The 19041-nt window shown below is 36.5% G+C and carries 12 protein-coding genes and 1 tRNA gene; 9 read left to right on the top strand and 4 right to left on the bottom strand.

All coding sequences use genetic code 11. The annotated features are described in order from the left end of the window. Positions 1-211 precede the first annotated feature (211 nt). From gyrA to ACFINS_RS05290, 6 genes are all read left to right on the top strand, one after another. Positions 212-2995, top strand: a complete 2784-nt coding sequence (gene gyrA / locus ACFINS_RS05315; RefSeq protein ID WP_375705952.1) for a DNA gyrase subunit A — start codon at positions 212-214, stop codon at positions 2993-2995. Between the two features lie 24 nt (positions 2996-3019). Further along, positions 3020-3526 (top strand): pantetheine-phosphate adenylyltransferase, encoded by a 507-nt coding sequence (gene coaD / locus ACFINS_RS05310; protein ID WP_375611518.1) that lies wholly within the window; start codon positions 3020-3022, stop codon positions 3524-3526. A gap of 2 nt (positions 3527-3528) precedes the next feature. Continuing rightward, the gene (locus tag ACFINS_RS05305) at positions 3529-4122 is read left to right on the top strand and encodes a peptidylprolyl isomerase (protein ID WP_375638223.1); all 594 of its coding nucleotides are present in this window, start codon (positions 3529-3531) and stop codon (positions 4120-4122) included. Between the two features lie 18 nt (positions 4123-4140). After that, a complete protein-coding gene (locus tag ACFINS_RS05300; protein WP_375611520.1) occupies positions 4141-4653 on the top strand; it encodes a peptidylprolyl isomerase in 513 nt (170 codons plus the stop codon). A 1460-nt stretch (positions 4654-6113) separates the two neighbouring features. Next, positions 6114-7232 (top strand): tRNA guanosine(34) transglycosylase Tgt, encoded by a 1119-nt coding sequence (gene tgt / locus ACFINS_RS05295; RefSeq protein ID WP_375611521.1) that lies wholly within the window; start codon positions 6114-6116, stop codon positions 7230-7232. Between the two features lie 1282 nt (positions 7233-8514). Further along, positions 8515-9714 (top strand): MFS transporter, encoded by a 1200-nt coding sequence (locus tag ACFINS_RS05290; protein ID WP_375650514.1) that lies wholly within the window; start codon positions 8515-8517, stop codon positions 9712-9714. A gap of 44 nt (positions 9715-9758) precedes the next feature. On the opposite strand, the gene ACFINS_RS05285 is transcribed toward ACFINS_RS05290, so the two are convergent. The 3 genes from ACFINS_RS05285 to ACFINS_RS05275 form a co-directional block, all read right to left on the bottom strand. After that, positions 9759-11186 (bottom strand): MFS transporter, encoded by a 1428-nt coding sequence (locus ACFINS_RS05285; protein WP_375611523.1) that lies wholly within the window; start codon positions 11184-11186, stop codon positions 9759-9761. Positions 11187-11304: 118 nt separating this feature from the next. Beyond that, positions 11305-12519: an NADP-dependent isocitrate dehydrogenase gene (locus ACFINS_RS05280; protein ID WP_375611524.1), complete on the bottom strand. Its 1215-nt coding sequence runs from the start codon at positions 12517-12519 to the stop codon at positions 11305-11307. Between the two features lie 792 nt (positions 12520-13311). After that, a tRNA-Glu gene (locus ACFINS_RS05275) sits at positions 13312-13386 on the bottom strand. A 1249-nt stretch (positions 13387-14635) separates the two neighbouring features. Here ACFINS_RS05275 and ACFINS_RS05270 point away from each other — a divergent pair. Both ACFINS_RS05270 and glpX read left to right on the top strand, forming a co-directional pair. Next, positions 14636-15952, top strand: a complete 1317-nt coding sequence (locus ACFINS_RS05270; RefSeq protein WP_375650519.1) for a homoserine dehydrogenase — start codon at positions 14636-14638, stop codon at positions 15950-15952. 144 nt (positions 15953-16096) lie between these two features. Beyond that, positions 16097-17083: a class II fructose-bisphosphatase gene (gene glpX / locus ACFINS_RS05265; protein WP_375650523.1), complete on the top strand. Its 987-nt coding sequence runs from the start codon at positions 16097-16099 to the stop codon at positions 17081-17083. 104 nt (positions 17084-17187) lie between these two features. On the opposite strand, the gene ACFINS_RS05260 is transcribed toward glpX, so the two are convergent. Then, positions 17188-18294, bottom strand: a complete 1107-nt coding sequence (locus tag ACFINS_RS05260; RefSeq protein WP_375650527.1) for a branched-chain amino acid aminotransferase — start codon at positions 18292-18294, stop codon at positions 17188-17190. 310 nt (positions 18295-18604) lie between these two features. On the opposite strand from ACFINS_RS05260, the gene ACFINS_RS05255 reads away from it, so the two are divergent. Then, entirely contained in the window at positions 18605-18880 is a 276-nt protein-coding gene (locus ACFINS_RS05255) for a hypothetical protein (RefSeq protein ID WP_375611528.1), read from the top strand. Positions 18881-19041 lie beyond the last annotated feature (161 nt).

Raw genomic sequence — 19041 nt, 5'->3', positions numbered from 1 at the left:
TTATGATCATTTTATGGTTTGCTTGTTTCAGATTTTTGAAGTTTAGCGAAGTGAAAATTGTTAATTATTATTGGTAATTTAAAATATAAATTAATAACATCTTGAAAAATATTGTTAAATTTCTTTTTTGTCATGGGAGAGAAATTAGCATTTTTGTGTATTTTTCGCTATAAATAAAGTGAAATGATTCTTTTTTGAAAGTTTTGAAATTGTGACCGATCTTACTCCACACCCAGAACGTGATGTGCTAACCGGTATTGAACCAATCAGTATTATTGATGAAATGCAACGCTCCTATCTCGATTATGCGATGAGCGTGATTGTTTCACGTGCACTCCCTGATGTCCGTGATGGTCTTAAGCCTGTTCATCGACGTATCCTTCATGCTATGAATGAGATGGGGCTTTCTTTCAATAAGTCGTATCGTAAATCTGCTGGTGTTGTTGGTGAGGTTATGGGGAAATTTCATCCCCATGGTGATGCTTCAATTTACGATGCATTAGTGCGTATGGCGCAGGACTTTTCTTTAAGAAATCCATTAATTGATGGTCAGGGAAATTTTGGTTCCGTTGATGGTGATCCACCCGCGGCTATGCGCTATACTGAGTGTCGTTTAGAAAAAGTTTCAGAAGAACTTTTAGCTGATATTGATAAAGATACTGTTGATTTTCAGGATAATTACGATGGGCGTGAGCGTGAACCGGTTGTCTTACCAGCGCGTTTTCCCAATCTTTTGGTTAATGGGTCAGGGGGAATTGCTGTGGGAATGGCAACCAATATTCCTCCCCATAATCTTGGTGAAGTCGTTGATGGTTGTATCGCTTTGATTGATAATCCCGATACCACACTCGATAAAATAATTGAAATTATTCCTGGTCCGGATTTTCCTACAGGGGGTATTATCCTTGGCCACTCTGGTGTTCGTGCAGCTTATGAAACAGGGCGTGGCTCAATCATTATGCGTGCTAAAGTTGAGATCGAAGAAATTCGCAGTGGTCGACAAGCAATTATTGTGAGTGAGATCCCTTATCAAGTTAATAAGGCAACAATGATTGAGAAAATGGCTGAATTGGTGCGCGATAAACGCATTGAGGGAATCTCTGATTTGCGTGACGAATCTGATCGTGATGGATATCGGGTTGTTATTGAGCTGAAGAAAGATGTTGTTGCGGAAGTTGTTTTAAACCAATTATATCGGTATACGCCGCTACAAACTTCCTTTGGTTGTAATATGGTTGCTTTGAATGGGGGAAAACCCGAACAGATGACGTTGCTTGATATGCTTCGTGCATTTGTTTCTTTTCGGGAAGAAGTTGTCAGTCGGCGAACAAAATATCTTTTGCGTAAAGCGCGTGAGCGAGCACATGTTTTGGTTGGCCTTGCCCTTGCTGTTGCCAATATTGATGAAATTATAGCGCTTATTCGCAAAGCTCCTGATCCGCAGACAGCACGTGCACAGTTAATGGAGCGACGCTGGCCAGCGATGGATGTCGCGCCTTTGATTAAACTTATTGATGATCCTCGTCATATTATTCATGAGGATGGTACTTATAACCTCTCTGAAGAACAGGCGCGTGCTATTTTAGAATTGCGTTTGCAACGATTGACAGCCCTTGGGCGTGATGAAATCGCTGATGAATTGAATAAAATTGGCGTGGATATCGCTGACTATCTTGAGATCTTGGCATCACGCGTACGCATTATGTCTATTGTTAAGGATGAGTTGAGTGCTCTTCGTGAGGAATTTGCAACGCCGCGACGTACCGTATTTGGTTTTGGTAGCGCTGAGATGGAGAGTGAAGATCTGATCGCACCAGAGGATATGGTGGTAACGGTAAGCCATAGTGGCTATATTAAGCGTGTGCCTCTTAATACCTATCGTGCACAGCGACGTGGTGGTAAGGGGCGTTCTGGTATGTCCACGAAGGATGAGGATTTTGTAACGCGGTTGTTTGTTGCCAATACGCATACTCCGGTTCTTTTCTTTTCATCACGTGGGATTGTTTATAAGGAAAAAGTTTGGCGGCTGCCGCTGGGGACACCCCAATCGCGTGGGCGGGCTTTGATCAATATGCTTCCTTTACAACAAGGTGAGCGTATTACAACGATTATGCCTTTGCCTGAAGATGAAGCGAGCTGGAGTGCATTAGATATTATGTTTGCGACAACACGTGGAACTGTGCGTCGTAATAAATTATCAGATTTCGTTCAGGTTAATCGTAATGGTAAAATTGCGATGAAACTTGATGAAGAAGATGAAATTCTTTCTGTTGAAACCTGTACAGAACATGATGATGTTGTTCTAACAACAGCCAAAGGACAATGTATCCGTTTTCCAGTTGTTGATGTTCGGGTCTTTGCTGGGCGTAATTCTGTGGGAGTTCGTGGTATCAATTTAGCTAAAGGCGATAAAGTCATTTCGATGACAATTTTAGAGCATGTCGAGGCGACGTCCATTGAGCGTTCTGCTTATATTAAACGTGTAATGAATGAACGGCGTGCTTCTGGTGCAGATGCTGATGTTGAAGATGTTATAACTTTTGATGAAGAAGATGGGGGTGCTGAAACAGAGTTAACAGATGAACGTTATGCAGAACTTCATGCACGTGAACAAATGCTTTTGACAGTGAGTGAGTTTGGTTATGGTAAACGTTCTTCTTCCTATGAGTTCCGGATTTCGGGACGTGGCGGAAAGGGGATTCGCGCAACAGATCCATCTAAAACAGCTGAAATTGGTAAATTAGTAGCGGCTTTTCCGGTGAAGGCGCAAGATCAAATTATGTTGGTATCAGATGGGGGGCAGCTTATTCGTGTCCCTGTTGAGGGAATTCGTACTGCTGGGCGCTCAACTAAGGGAGTCACAATTTTTAATACAGCCAAAGGTGAAAGAGTCGTATCGGTTGAACGTATTTCTGAACCTGAAGATGATACGGGTTCATTAGATGATGAAGGTGAGAAGCATTCTGATACAGTTGATATGAGCGAAGAAAAATAATTTTTAAGAGGAAGGAGTAAAGTCATGAAAATTGCTCTTTACGCGGGTTCTTTTGATCCTCTTACAAATGGTCATCTTGATGTTTTGAAAGGGTGTTTTGTGTTAGCTGATAAGGTGGTCGTCGCTATAGGGATACAGGCTGACAAAAAAACACTCTTTAGCTTCGAAGAGCGTGTTGATTTCATTACGCAGGTAGGGAAAGACTTATTTGGTGCAGATTCTAATCGATTGCAGGTTCTTTCATTTAGCAACCTTCTCATTGAGAAGGCGCGTGAAGTTGGTGCTTCATTTCTCATTCGTGGATTGCGTGATGGTACTGATCTTGATTATGAAATGCAAATGGCAGGAATGAATGGTGTTATGGCTCCTGAATTGCAAACTGTTTTTTTGCCGGCAAGTGTTTCTGGGCGCGCGATAACTTCTACATTGGTACGCCAAATTGCCTCTATGGGAGGTGATGTGACACCATTTGTACCGCCCAATGTTGCACAAGCTTTAAGCTCGAAATACCAATCTTTTAGGGGAGAATAAGTGTGTCTCGTAGAATTTTTGCTGTTTTGATATGTGTGTTTTGTTTTTTTTCATTGTCCGCTGTCGCTGGTAATCCTAGACCAGCAAGCGATGCAAGCCTTCTTGTTTTATCTCTCAAAGATGGTGATGTCATTATTCGTCTGCGTCCTGATTTGGCGCCAAAGCATGTTGCGCAAATCAAAAGATTAACAGAGGAGGGGGCCTATAATAATGTTGTGTTTCATCGCGTTATTCCTAATTTCATGGCACAAACTGGTGATGTAGAATTTGGAAAAAAAGGCAGTAGAGATTTTGATCTGAAACGCGTTGGTATGGGTGGCTCAAATTATCCCAATATACCGGCAGAGTTTTCAAAACAGCCGTTTAAGCGTGGTACAGTTGGGATGGCACGGTCACAAGATCCGGATTCCGCGAATTCTCAATTCTTCATTTGTTTTGATGATGCTGCTTTTTTAAACGGTCAGTATACGGTTGTTGGAGAGGTTATAAAGGGGATGGATGTTGTTGATAAAATAAAAAAAGGTACGACAAGTAATAATGGATCTGTAAAAAATCCTGATGTTATTAATGCTGCTACTTTACAAGTTGAGAAATGAATCAAGGGAGCTTTCCATATGGCTGAGAATAAAAATCCAGAGAATACTTTAATTCTTGAAACAACAAAGGGCAGAGTTGTTATTGAGCTTTTTGCTGATTTGGCACCTTGTCATGTTGCACGTATTAAAGAACTGGTACGGGAAGGTGCTTATGATAATGTTATTTTCCATCGCGTTATTGATGGTTTTATGGCGCAAACAGGGGATGTGCAATTTGGAAAGAAGGATAGTGAAAAATTCAATTTATCACGTGCTGGTATGGGGGGAGCAGAAAAACCAAATTTAACAGCAGAGTTTTCAAATCTTTCTCATAAGCGTGGTACAGTTTCTATGGCACGGAGTCAGAATCCAAATTCTGCTAACTCTCAGTTTTTTATTTGTTTTGCAGATGCTCCGTGGCTTGATCGTCAATATTCCATATGGGGGCAGGTTGTTGAAGGTATGGAAAATGTTGATAAAATTAAACGTGGTGAACCTGTTGCAGATCCAGATTCAATTACCAAAGCCATTATTGCTGCGGATGTAGAATAGTATAAACTATACTGATTTCAATTGTAAGTTTCTAAGAAAAAGTACTCTTTTCTGATCAATAAAGGCACACGAAACTCTTTTGTAGTATCACGCTTACCTTTTATAATTTCGAGCTAAGCATTGTCCATATATTTTCTTTAATCGGATCTTCCTGAAGAATATAACGCAACGGATTTGTACAAACACCTGTCAGAATAAGAAAACGCAAAGTCTGTTGTATTATGGTTGTTGTTTGGCAAAGTGTTTTATAAAAAATTCGGCATTTCTCTTCAATCCATTGTCGGTCTTAATGGTTTTATGATGTTACTTTCTTAAGAGAGCGTGTGCTTTTGTTTCTGCTCGTAAATCAACATCCAATCCTAATGCAGAAGCATGTTTGAAACACATATTAAGACGGATAAGAGCTTTACTCGCTCATCCAGTTTTCTTAGCAAGGTGGAAAACCAGCATTTATATATATATTGGCGTAATCTTTAAAATAAGAAGACAGTTTAATCTTAGAAGAATATAATAAAGGCGCAGAAGTGAAATAAATGGCTAGTCTTGCCATCTCCTTTTTAACTCAACTTTACTTTTTTAAAAGTATCTAATGCAATATCTTTTAAATAATGAAGATTATGCATGGACTTACGCTTTTATTTTTCTCGTTTTTTAATAGAGGAATGCTCCAAACGGAATACACTTGTGTTGCGTATTTACGTGTTTTTTAAGAAGCATTTCTTAGTACATATCAACGTTCACTTCCACGATGACATTCATAGCATGTATAGTTTTAAAGCTATAAATAGTATAAAATATTATGCACCACCATCTTTAAAGCTTGTGAAGGAGCAAACGGGTACCATCATACGCTTTTTCAGCCTCCAATGTTACGATAGAGCTTTTGGTATTTGAGAATCTTTACAAAAAGCATTTTTAGTTTTTTAAAGTATTTTATTTACACGTTAATTTCTTTTGTGAATTATCTCTAATGCCAAGAGCTATCTCAATATTGTGAGTGGATAAGTGATTATGCTCATTTGCGCTTTTATTAAGCGTGAGGATCGCTGTGCCCAGTAGATGAAAAATTTTTATCTGTAAAAGTTAAAGAATATGTAAGCTGTACAATGCGTTCAAAATTTTCTTCTATGGGTACAAAGTTACTGCTTATGGAAGTATGTGAAGATGAAATTATTGTGATAATAATTTTGCAGTTCTGTTAAGGCTTTAGTGCGTTAAGCGTAGGTATTTTGTGGTATGATATTATAAGGATTTTACTATTTTTCTAGAGTTAGATTATCACTTTTATTATGGTGATTTCTTAACAAGAAATGTTCTTTTATCTCGTTTAATTTTTGATGCTGGTTACAATATTGAGCGAATCAAAAATTAATTCATAAAGCTTTTGACAATGCTCGTAAGGGGATATCTTTTTTCTTTCTATAGAGATATGCATTGATGGAATCAAAAAGACGAGAGTTATGATAAAGACATTTCATTATAGAAAAATTGCTCAAGATGGGTATGCACGTCGAGGCGAAATTATAACGGGGCGAGGATGTGTTCGTACACCCGCATTTATGCCTGTTGGGACGGCAGGAACCATTAAGGCTATGTATATGGATCAAATTCGTGATCTTGGTGCAGATATCATTTTGGGGAATACTTATCATTTAATGTTACGTCCAGGAGCTGAACGTGTTGCGCGTTTGGGAGGATTACATGAATTTTCACGCTGGAGCGGACCTATTTTAACCGATTCTGGTGGCTTTCAGGTTATGTCATTGGCGGGAATCCGTAAAATTACTGAACAAGGTGTGATTTTTCGTTCTTACATTAATGGAGCTTACTATGAAATGAGTCCAGAGCGTTCTATCGAAATTCAAGAACTTCTTGGTGCGGATATCCAGATGCAGTTGGATCAATGTATTGCATTACCCGCAACTGAAAAAGAAATGGAAGAAGCTATGGAACTTTCATTGCGGTGGGCGCTGCGTTGTAAAACAGCTTTTGGAGATCAGCCAGATAAAGCATTGTTTGGGATTGTTCAAGGGGGTGATAATATGAAACTGCGTGAACGTTCTGCTCAAGCATTAAAAGAAATAGATTTAAAAGGTTACGCTATTGGAGGGCTTGCTGTTGGTGAGCCGCAGAGTGTTATGACAGCAGTATTGGATACTACTTGTCCGATTTTACCAGAGGATAAACCACGCTATCTTATGGGAGTAGGGACACCTGATGATATTTTACAAAGTGTTGCTCGTGGTGTTGATATGTTTGATTGTGTTATGCCGACGCGTGCAGGACGTCATGGTTTAGCTTTTACCCGCTTTGGTAGAATTAATTTGCGTAATGCGCGTTATGCAGAAGATCCACTTCCTCTTGATCCACAGTCACTTTGTCCAGCAGCACATAATTATAGTTGTGCTTATTTGCATCATTTGATTAAATCTGGTGAATCTCTTGGGGGGATGTTGTTGACGTGGAATAATCTTTTTTATTATCAACAACTTATGCAGGGAATTCGTGATGCCATTGAGGAAGGCTGTTATGCTGATTTTTGCGCTGAAACGCGTGCTCTATGGGCACAAGGACGCTAAAATATTAATCGTAATATAGCACCTCATTTTTTTATTGAATTTATTCTCGCACTTACAAATTTAGCTAAAAATATGAAATTAGAAACATCTTCCAAAATTATAAAATTCCACTATCTTAAGATATAACAGTGCGGTTTTATAGGGTACATATTCTTTTCTAATTACTATATAAAACAGAAACTGTTACTCCGGTACGCGCTACCTGATCCGGAGAAAAACAGTTTTTCTGTTTCTGATGACTGTTTACAGCAACAATGTTAATGAGGCGTTAGCGAACTCTTAAAGAAGTATGAAAATTGTACTTTTATGAGCTACTTTGTGTTTTTTATTACTAAAGGTAAAGAATGGATTATATACAATCGAACAGATAAATTTTTAGAAAATTAAAATAAAACTAAAATAAAATTACAACATTTAAAATGTTATAATTTTATTTTTTAAGTTTTTATATATAAATATTCTTTAAAATAGATTTATGTAATATTATTTATATAATAAAAATATAGATATTATGTCATAATAAATTAAATATTAATCACGGTAATTGTCATGTTTATAAAACATCAATAAACATACTTATACAAAATTTATTATATTTGTTTTTTGCTTTGTTTATAGAATTTATCTGAAAATAATCATAATATATTTACGTGAATATTTTAATTTACAGATAGTGAGTTAGATATCTGATGCGATTCCTCTGTTAGATGAGGGAGGGGTAAAGATGTCTAAAAGAGGGTATTTAATAAATCTAGAAACCAAGCACTATTATCATGAGAATTTTTAAAAGACTCTATAATAATTTATAAGAATGGCCTAAAGTTGAAATTATAGCTTATCGATTTGGGGGATCTGTATTCAGGTAGCAAAATAAAGCAACAATAATTTGGGGGGAGAAGTTTTATCTTTGTATCAAGATAATGATGAGATATTGTTCACTTGTTTGAAATGCATTCTTCAGCAAATTTTAGAATTATTTATAGGGTATATTATATCGTTTTAAAATAAAGTTTTCACTGTAAATTTCAACGGCTAAAAAGAGGAGACAAAGTTTATTATCTGGTAGATTTGATAGAAATAGGTGAATACGTCTATGATCTTGAGGTTTTCAAAGATTTTCCATTAAAGAATCTTACTTAAAACTCCATAAAATGCTTTATATATCAAAATATTTCTAAAACTTTATTGGGGACTATTGGGCATGCGTATAACAATGTTTTGAATTTTTGTTTGTGTGTATTACAGATATTTACAGTTAAAACTCCTATTCAGAAGTGATGATATGAGGGATTCTTATCAACAAAAGGTTCTTGTATTGGGAATTGATTCGAGAATACGACGTTTAATAATTTTAGCTCTTGCCGTGGGCAGTTTTGCTATTGGTACTGCAGAGTTTGTTGCAATGGGGCTACTGCCAGAGATGGCACGAAGTTCCTATGTTGATATTCCTACCGCTGGTCAATATATTTCTGCTTATGCATTAGGAGTTGTGATTGGAGCACCTCTTTTAGCTGTGGCAACAGCTCAGGTATCACGCAAAACTGTTTTGATAGGCTTGATGCTTTTTTATGCTTTAGCAAATATTGCTAGTGCCTTTGTTTCTGATTTTAGCATATTAGTAGTATTACGCTTTCTCAGTGGACTTCCTCATGGAATCTATTTTGGACTTGCGGCTATGGTTGCCTCTTCAATGGTAGAAATGAAAGAACGTTCTAAAGCTGTTGGATATGTTATGCTTGGCTTAACAATTGCAACCGTTTTGGGAGCACCCAGTGCTACTTGGATTGGTCAACTTATTGGTTGGCAGATTGCTTTTGTCCTTGTGGGGATGATCGCTTTATTATGTTGTTTGCTTATTTGGAATTTTTTTCCTTGTGATTCAAGTTTTCCAAAAACGAATCCTTTGCAAGAAATGGGTGCATTAAAGCAAAAGCAGGTGTGGCTTCTTTTGTTGATGGTGTCGGTGGGAGCGTCAGGATTATTTTCTGTTTTCACTTATATCAAGCCAACATTAATGCATATTTCTGGTGTTTCACTTGAGTTGGTACCATTTATCATGCCGTTAGTTGGATTGGGTATGGTGGTAGGAAATCTCTTGGGGCCTAAATTGGCCGTTAAAATTGGTATTTCGCCGATGATATTTTTTTCTATGCTTTGGAGCGTATTTGTTTTTTTTCTTTTTTTCTTTTTATCCTATGCTCCGTTAACAGCGGCAATAGGATGCTTTTTTGTTGGAACTTCTTTTGCTGCTATGCCTTCTATACAAACAAAAATTATGGATGTTGCACTACAGGGACAGATTTTGGCAGGAGCATTAATGCAGTCTGCTTTTAATATTGCCAACGCTCTTGGTGCAGAATCTGGAGCATTAGTTTTAAAATTGGGCTATAGTTATGAATATACAGCTTTTTTAGGAAGTGTTCTAACTTTGTGTGGATTAATGGTTTTTTGCGTCTCATGGTATATGGAGAAGCATGCTTAATATTTTTCATTTTTTAAATGAAGAAGGAATTTTTATATTTATTTTTAGTTATTGGAATGTCCTGTTGGATTTTTCAATATGCAGTAAGAAATGCGCAGTGCTAATGGAATAGCAAGACAAAATAAAAGACCCATGAGCACTATAAGAAGAGTTTTTGCTGCTAAGATCATTCCTATTGTTCCTCCAGGATTAAAGAGGCCAGCAAGATTGGTGATGACTCCTGCTAGAGTTGCACTTAAGGCCGCTGAAAATAGTTGTACAGAGGTAAGGGATTCACTGGCACGGAGAGCATCTTCATCATTTGCACATTGTAAGATCCTTGTGAGCAAATGTGGCCATGCTATGCCCGCACTGATTCCAATAGAAAACAGTGCTAAGCAAATAATAAAAATATATTCAAGCGCGGAAACTTCTGTTGGGATGAGCCATAAAAGAATCACTATGCCTAACAGTTTTAATAGGGGCGAGTATACAATGATGTTGCGAATTTTTTTTGTGGAGACACCAGCACTTGAGATGGCTCCACATGTCCACCCTAGGCTCATAAGTGCTGCTATATAACCAGCAATAAGTGGAGCTTGCCCATGAAGCTCTTGAAGAAAAAGTGGAAAATAAAGTTCTATACTGTATACGACTGTTGTCATAACGAGTATCAATGCGTAAACAGAAAAGATTTCAGAAGAGAAAGAAAAGGATTTGCGGGGCAACATAGGATGAGGGGTAGATGATTCGATTTTTGCTAGAACAAAGAGAAGACTAAGTCCGATAACTAATCCGCAAATTTTTGCTATTGTAGACTCCATAGCCCCTCCAACAGAAATAATAAAAATCAATAAGGTGAGTGTGAAAAGCTGGAGAAGAGGAAGAGGGGGTGTTGGAACATCGTTTTCATTCTTTTTTGGTAAAAATTTAAAGGCGATGAGTGAGAAAAATATAGCTAATACGCCAATGATCAAAAAGGATGCTCGCCATAGCCCATAATATACAGAAAGCCCCCCGATTGCTGGTCCTAACAAGGTTGATATTCCCCACATTCCAGAGATAATACTTAATGCATGTGACCATAAAGATGGGCTGAAAACAATCCGTACCATGGAATAGGATAGGGATAACAAAGAACCACTTCCAAATCCTTGGATAAAGCGTCCTATTAAAAACAATGGCATAGATGAAGAAATGCTGCACATAAAAGTGCCTAGGGTGAAGATAAGTCCAGAAATAACATACGCATTGCGAGGACCTAATTTCCCTAATATTTTTGTTGCAAGTGAAGTACCCACGAGTGAAGCTGTAATAAAGACAGTAGCCACCCAAGAATAATATATTTCACTGCCAATATGATTCATAAGAGAGGGTAAAATAGTAATAACAATATAAACGTTGGTGGCGTGTAACACAACTCCACCTGTAAACGTTAAAAAGCAAAGACCATTTTTACCCAATAAAAGCGCAGACCAGCCCTGTTTTTTCACTGTTTTTTGCTATTTAATAAAAATCTATCCTCTTTTTACTTATAAGGTACTTCTTTGAATTTGCCAAGAGAAATTCAAAGCTCTGTTTAGAGCTTTGAATTTTAATTTAAGTAATAACTCAACTGCCCATTGCTTTTTTGAGATTCTCATCAATTTTATCGAGGAAACCTGTTGTAGAAAGCCACTTTTGTTTAGGCCCAATCAAAAGTGCGAGATCTTTGGTCATAAAACCTTCTTCGACGGTTTTAATACAAACTTCTTCCAATGTCGTGGAAAAGTTTTTTAACTTCTCATTGTTATCTAGTTTAGCACGGTGCGCTAGTCCACGCGTCCATGCAAAAATAGATGCAATAGAGTTCGTTGATGTTTCTTCATTCTTTTGATGCTGACGATAATGGCGTGTTACAGTGCCGTGTGCTGCCTCTGCTTCAACAATTTTGCCGTCAGGTGTCATGAGAACAGAAGTCATGAGACCCAGAGAACCAAAGCCTTGGGCAACAATATCAGATTGGACATCACCATCATAGTTTTTACATGCCCATACGTATCCACCTGACCACTTTAATGCAGAAGCAACCATATCATCAATAAGACGGTGTTCGTAATATAATTTACGGTTTTCAAATTCAGTTTTAAATTCCGTATCGAATATTTCTTGAAAGATATCTTTAAAACGACCATCGTAAGTTTTTAGAATGGTATTTTTTGTTGAAAGATAAACTGGAACATTCCGTTGTAGTCCATAATTAAAGGATGCGCGGGCAAAATCACGAATTGACTCATCAAGGTTATACATAGCCATGGCAACCCCTGCGCTTGGAGCATCAAAAACATCATGTTCAATAACTTGATTATCATCACCGACAAATTTAATACTTAATTTCCCTTTTCCTGGAAATTTAAAATCTGTTGCCTTGTATTGATCACCAAAAGCGTGACGTCCGATAATAATTGGCTTTGTCCAGTTAGGAACAAGGCGAGGGACATTTTTACAGATAATGGGTTCGCGAAAAATGACTCCTCCTAAAATATTGCGGATTGTGCCATTAGGTGATTTCCACATTTTTTTTAGGTTAAATTCTTTAACGCGTGCCTCATCAGGTGTGATGGTTGCGCATTTTATACCAACCCCATATTTTTTGATAGCATTGGCAGAATCGATAGTTACCTGATCATTGGTTGCATCACGATTTACGACGGAAAGATCATAATATTTTAGATCAATGTCGAGGTAGGGATGGATTAATTTATCTTTGATATATTTCCAGATGATGCGGGTCATCTCATCCCCATCAAGTTCAACAACGGGGTTTTCTACTTTGATCTTTACCATTAGAAATCCTTTTTCTTTTAAGCGATACTACTTGTATAACACTTTCAAGTTTATAATGAAAAGTAAAAACAAGGGAAAAAAGCATTCAAATATGAGCTTTTAGAATATATTATCAATAGAGTGTAAAATTTTGTTGGAGGGTTTAATTTTTGAAAAGAAGTGATGTGTTTGCAAATCTATAATTATTCTATGATTAATGAAGAATCTGTTTAATAGATAAGGTAGTTAGATCACCGGGGGACGGGGATTATGCATTTTTATTATCAGAGATTCCATTTAATAAGTTGATCGTATTCTGAATTATAGTTTCTTGATTTGTTGTGTTAGGTGAATAAGAAACTATTTTTATATTGCTATTTCAATTCTGAGCTTACGGTCTGTTTGTTTATAAAAAGTTTAATGTGATAACAAAGGCACTGTAATTAGAAATGCTTCATATAAAATGCGTTTGAGATAAACTTCAATTTTGAAGGTTGAAAAAAACGTATAAATGATGCCGGCTGGTTTTAATTTAAAAATTAACAGCATACGCAAGAATATGACTTATAAAATTACCGTATCGCGAGCTAGAATCTTCTAATTCTTATGTTTTATCGATTCTTATTGTTATTAACTATGCGCAGTAAAGCACTATCCTCGAAATGCAACAAAGAAATTAATCACCTAATGATTCTTGTATCCTTTTTACGAAGAGATTCCTTTTAAAATCTTATTCCCTCATTTTTATTTATGCATCCCTCATTTTTAAAAACACAAATAAAATGAATATATTACACATAGAAAAAAGAAACATGGTACGCCCAAGGGGAATCGAACCCCTGTTTCCGCCGTGAAAGGGCGATGTCCTAACCGCTAGACGATGGGCGCAAACCAATGATGAGGCTTATAGAGAGGATCTTTTTACTTCGCAAGCCCTCTGTGTCATTTTTTTTGAAAAAAGTGTGTTTTATTGAATAATTTTTGAGCGATTTCTGTTTGGATTGTTTTTTTCAGTTTGAGGAGTAGGCAAAAATGATCAAAAACAGCATTTTTAATGTATTTATTTTTTGCATATTTTATCGTTTGTTATCTTTGCTCACCATATGAGAATATTATTTAACTTGCTTGAAAGAGCCTTTATACAGAAGACTTCTCATTTGAGCTTATCATAAAGCAAAAACTGTATAATTTATGAAGTAGAAAGACAATATTTATTACCAAATTAACAAATAATACCAATCATACAAAAGTTTTTTGAGGAACAAGCCACAGATTCCTTTCAGTTTAACAAAATATAAAAAGATTCTTTATAATAAAAATATTAAAGCAATTTTTACAGAATATATTAAAAAATAATTTTCTTATATTTACTTTTAAATGACTGTAAAATTTTTAAAATTAAAAACCATTCATTTGTTCTTTTACATATTGAGAAGTTCTTGATTTGAAAATGAATTAGCGTGGATAAAGGGTAAATTGAGTTTTTTGTCACTTCAATTCGCTAGTTTTGCAAAGAGGTGGTAATAAGTTGAGATAAAATATTCGAATTTTGCAAATTTATTCTCCATATTTATAATATTTCAGAATTATGGTGTACACATATCAAGTCTTGTTTTTTACTTTAATGTAAGGTTCTATTTTGATATATGAGTGCGTTAAGATTTTTGCATTAAAGATTTATAGTTAAAGCTATGGAATGGTAGGAAGGAATGTGTTATCATTTACTGATTTACTTTATTTTATTCATTCCCTTAATTTATCATATGAAAGAATGTTTTTTTTTCCATACTTGTTGATTTAGAAGAGATGTTTTTATTCTTTCTTACCAATTCTTCAATATTCTTTAACTGGTTATTGATTATTTTTTAGAACTTTTCTTTATGGAAACTTGCATTTATAAGTTTTACAGATTTTCATTCTGAATTAGATATTTTATAAAGATTCTGAAATCTTTGAAGACAATAAATATTATATTTTTAGGAATGTTGATTGAACAAGCGGGGATAATTCTATTAGAGAAAATGAAATGAATAGAGCAGGGTATTTCTTTTGTTTTTATGAACATAAGTACTTTTTGTGTTGATTGGCACATCATTTAAACGATTTTTCAATGAAGATAGGGATCAGTGGTTAGAATATGGCAGAAGCTTTAAAAGTTGGCGTTGCGGGACTTGGTACAGTTGGTACTTCAGTTATTCGAACTCTATTTGAAAAAGCGAATAGTTTAGCTTGTCAATGTGGGCGATTCATCAAAGTTGTTGCTGTTAGTGCGCGTGATAAAGGTCGCAATCGTGGAATTGATCTTAGTGGTATAAAATGGTTTGATTCACCTGTGGAGTTGGCTGCTTCTGATGAGATTGATGTTTTTGTAGAGTTAATTGGTGGTGAATTGGATGTGGTGTATACCGCTGTTAAGAGAGCGCTTGAGGCGGGACATCATGTTGTAACAGCCAATAAAGCTCTTCTTGCTCAACATGGCGTAGAGCTGGCTATAATTGCAGAAAAAAAAGGTGTTTTTCTTCATTTTGAAGCAGCTGTTGCAGGGGGAATTCCTGTCATCAAAGCGATGAGAGAATCACTTGTCAGTAATCGCATATCGCGAATTTATGGTATTCTCAATGGAACATGTAATTATATATTAACACGCATGTTTACGGAAGGTCTTTCATTTAAAGATTGTTTAGCAGATGCACAGAGACTTGGGTATGCTGAAGCAGATCCAAGTTTTGATATTGAGGGAAATGATACTGCTCATAAATTAGCTTTGTTGACAAGCTTGGCATTTGGAACTGCTGTTTCGTTAGATGATGTTTATGTTGAAGGAATTCATAATATTTCGCAAATTGATATTCGAGCAGCTGATGAATTGGGGTATCGGATTAAGCTTTTAGGGGTTGCATTAAAAACGGATTCTGGAATAGAGCAACGCGTTCATCCAACAATGGTACCAACATCCTCAATGATTGCACAGATAAATGGTGTAACCAATGCTCTTTCTATTCAAAGTGATTTATTAGGTGAATTACTGTTTTCTGGTCCTGGCGCCGGAGGAAAGGCAACAGCATCAGCCGTTATTGGTGATTTGGCTGATATAGCAAAAGCACGTTCTGGTTTTCAGTATGCACCTGTTTTAAGACGCCCAGCATTAGAACTTGCTCCTCATAAAAAAGCACGTATTTCGCATCATGCAGGTGGTTATTTTATTCGTTTAAATGTTCATGATCGTACTGGTGTTTTTGCCGCGGTCGCAAGGCATATGGCTGATAATCACATCTCATTGGAGTCGATTGTTCAAAGATCTTTTGTAGAAGATCAAATTGAAAAAACAATTATTTTAATTACGCATGAAACAACAGAGGTGAATGTACGACAGGCACTTGCAGAAATTGAAAAAGATGGACATCTTGTTGCAAAATCTCAATTTATTCGTATTGAACCTATGACAGAGAATTGATAACTTTCTTGATAATGACAAAAAGGAACGCTTGAGTTCTTTTATCTCTTGTGGAAAATTTTCATCTTTGCCAAAAAACTTTATTCTTAGTATTTAATAAGGACTCATATTTTTTCTGGTATTCATTCGGTAGGATTTTTTCATATGCCCACAACTCAGAAGATTTTAAATGGACTTGATCGTATTTTGACGCTTGAATTGGTACGTGTTACTGAACGTGCTGCTGTTGCTGCTGCACGCTGGCGCGGACATGGCGATGAAAAGGCAGCGGATCAAGCTGCTGTAGATGCAATGCGGCAGGAACTTAATCGATTGCCTATTGATGGTACAGTGGTGATTGGTGAAGGTGAGCGGGATGAAGCGCCTATGCTTTATATTGGAGAAAAAGTAGGTCTTCAAAGTGGATTGGCGATCGATATTGCACTTGATCCACTAGAGGGAACAACACTTTGTGCTAAAAATATTGCCAATTCTTTGGCAGTAGTTGCAATTGCTGAAAAGGGTAATCTCCTTTATGCCCCTGATGTTTATATGAACAAAATTGCTATTGGTCCTGGTTATCCAAAGGGAGTAGTCGATATAGATGCTTGTCCTACCGATAATATACATGCTCTTGCGAAGGCTAAAGGAGTGACTGTTAATCAGATTGTTGTTTGTATTATGGATAGACCTCGTCATGAAAAATTGGTTAATGAAGTACGAGCGACAGGGGCGTCGATTCGCTTGATTGGGGATGGAGATGTGGCTGCTGTTATTGATACAACTGATCCAGAAGAAACAGGTATTGATATCTATATGGGGATTGGTGGAGCACCTGAAGGTGTCTTAGCTTCTGCTGCTTTGCGCTGCATTGGAGGACAGATGCAAGGTCGTTTGCTGCTTGATACAGAAGAGAAAATTGCTCGTGCAGCTAAAATGGGGATTAGTGATCCCAATAAGGTTTATACAATGGAAGAAATGGCAAAGGGTGATGTTTTGTTTTCAGCAACAGGGGTGACAGATGGCAATATGCTTTCTGGTGTTAAATTTACATCTCGTTACATTCAAACGGAAACTCTCGTAATGCGCTCCCATACGGGTACAGTCCGTAATATTAAAGCAAAGCATAGAAATCATTCGAAATTTGATTAATGCTTTCTTTTTTGTCACTAAAAATAGAGGGAGTTTTCTAGGAAAAACGCTTCCATGAATCTACTTTCATGGAAGCGTTTATAGATATGAGAATACCTTAAATATTATGAGAGCTGGACAGAATGTACCCAGCCATTTTTATCTTCTATGTTCCCTTTTTGAATGCCAACCAATTGTGTACGAAGCTGCTTTGTAACTTCTCCAACTGTTTCATTTCCAATAATAAATTCTCCCCCTTTATATCTAAAACGACCAATTGATGTGACAACGGCAGCTGTACCACAAGCAAAGGCTTCTTTAAGGTGTCCACTCTTTGCATCTTCTTGAAGCGCTGCAAAAGAATAAGGACGCTCTTCTATTTTTAATCCCATTTGTTGAGCTAACCTTAAGATTGAATCACGGGTTATCCCTGGAAGGATAGTTCCATTAAGTGGGGGGGTTACAAGTGTATTATTGTTCATAATAAAGCAGACATTCATACCACCAAGTTCTTCAATCCATTTATGTTCAATCATATCAAGGAAGAGTACTTGGCTACAATTATTTTCAGTTGCAGTTTTTTGTGCCAGTAAGCTTGCTGCATAGTTTCCACCACATTTGGCAGCCCCTGTTCCTCTTGGACCGGCACGACTATAATCTGTTTCAATCCAGACGCTGACAGATTTTTCTTCTCCTTTGAAATAGGATTCAACTGGAGAGGCTATGACACAAAAAAGATATTCTTGAGAAGGGCGGACTCCCAAAAAGTTTTCATTGCCAAACATAAATGGACGGATATAGAGGCTAGCGTTGGGCTGATCAGAAACCCATTTTTGATCAATCTTTACTAATTGATGAACGGCATCCAGAAAAATATCTTTTGGCAATTCTGGCATAGCTAAACGTTGTGCTGATTCTATAAAGCGTTGTGCATTGGCATCAGGACGGAAGAGCAAGATGCGTCCATCTTTTGCACGATATGCTTTTAAACCCTCAAAAATTTCCTGTCCGTAATGTAAAACGGTACTTGCAGGGTTAATTTCTAAAGCTTTGTATTGAGAAATGACGGCATTGTGCCAGTCTTTGTCTTCAGTCCATTGAATAGTACACATGTGGTCTGTAAAAAATTGACCAAAACCGGGACTTTTTAAAATTTCTTCATATTTTTCTTCTGACAGAGGAGATGGGTGTTTTTCTATTTTAAAGGGAAGCGATGATATGGGAGATTTCATAAAAAACCTTTTGAGTATGTTTCATTTTTATTAATAAAAATAATGAAATATTTTGATTATAACTCTATTATTAACAAAACCTTTGTGTCAATGTTTTATTATAGAATACAAAGGGGTTTATTATAGAATTCAAAGGCTAGAGTAGGGTAGATATTTTAATTCTATCCTCGCTTCTTTTTCTCAACTTTATGAAGTAAACTGGAACTTTTGTTTATAATTATCGTTTTCTCACAATAAGTATCTGAATAATTGCATATATGCATATTTTCTAGAAATTTAAAGGTAAGGGAATTGAGAAAAGGAATCCACTATGATTGATAAAAATTATCACACATATGAAGAACGTATGGCCGCAGAAAGAAGAGGTCGTGAACAACCTGTTTCAATCGCTAAGGGTATTTTTGCTATTCTTCTTGCGATGGTTATTATCTGGTTTATTTTTGGTTTTTTAGGATCTTTTTTTGCAAAATCTCCTGAACATAGTTCGCGTTATAATACCCCAGAAACAAGCCAAAGTGTAACAACGCCCAAAAAAGATTTAAATTCGCTTCCTCCTGTACCTTATACCTATAAGGGTACGGAGTAATTTTTTCGTAAATATAATCTTTTAGATAGGGCGAAAATCGACGTAGATTAAGGAATAAAGTCAGCACAAAGACATAAAAAAGAGAGGAATGATTTTAATTTCTGAAGTTTTTGATAAGTAATTAAATGGTATGGAAATAAATAATGCAACGGTTGTTAAAA

Source organism: Bartonella sp. AA2SXKL (assembly GCF_042197205.1).
GTDB lineage: Bacteria > Pseudomonadota > Alphaproteobacteria > Rhizobiales > Rhizobiaceae > Bartonella.
Note: the sequence above shows the minus strand (reverse complement) of the source record. Positions and strands in the feature narration are given on the sequence as shown.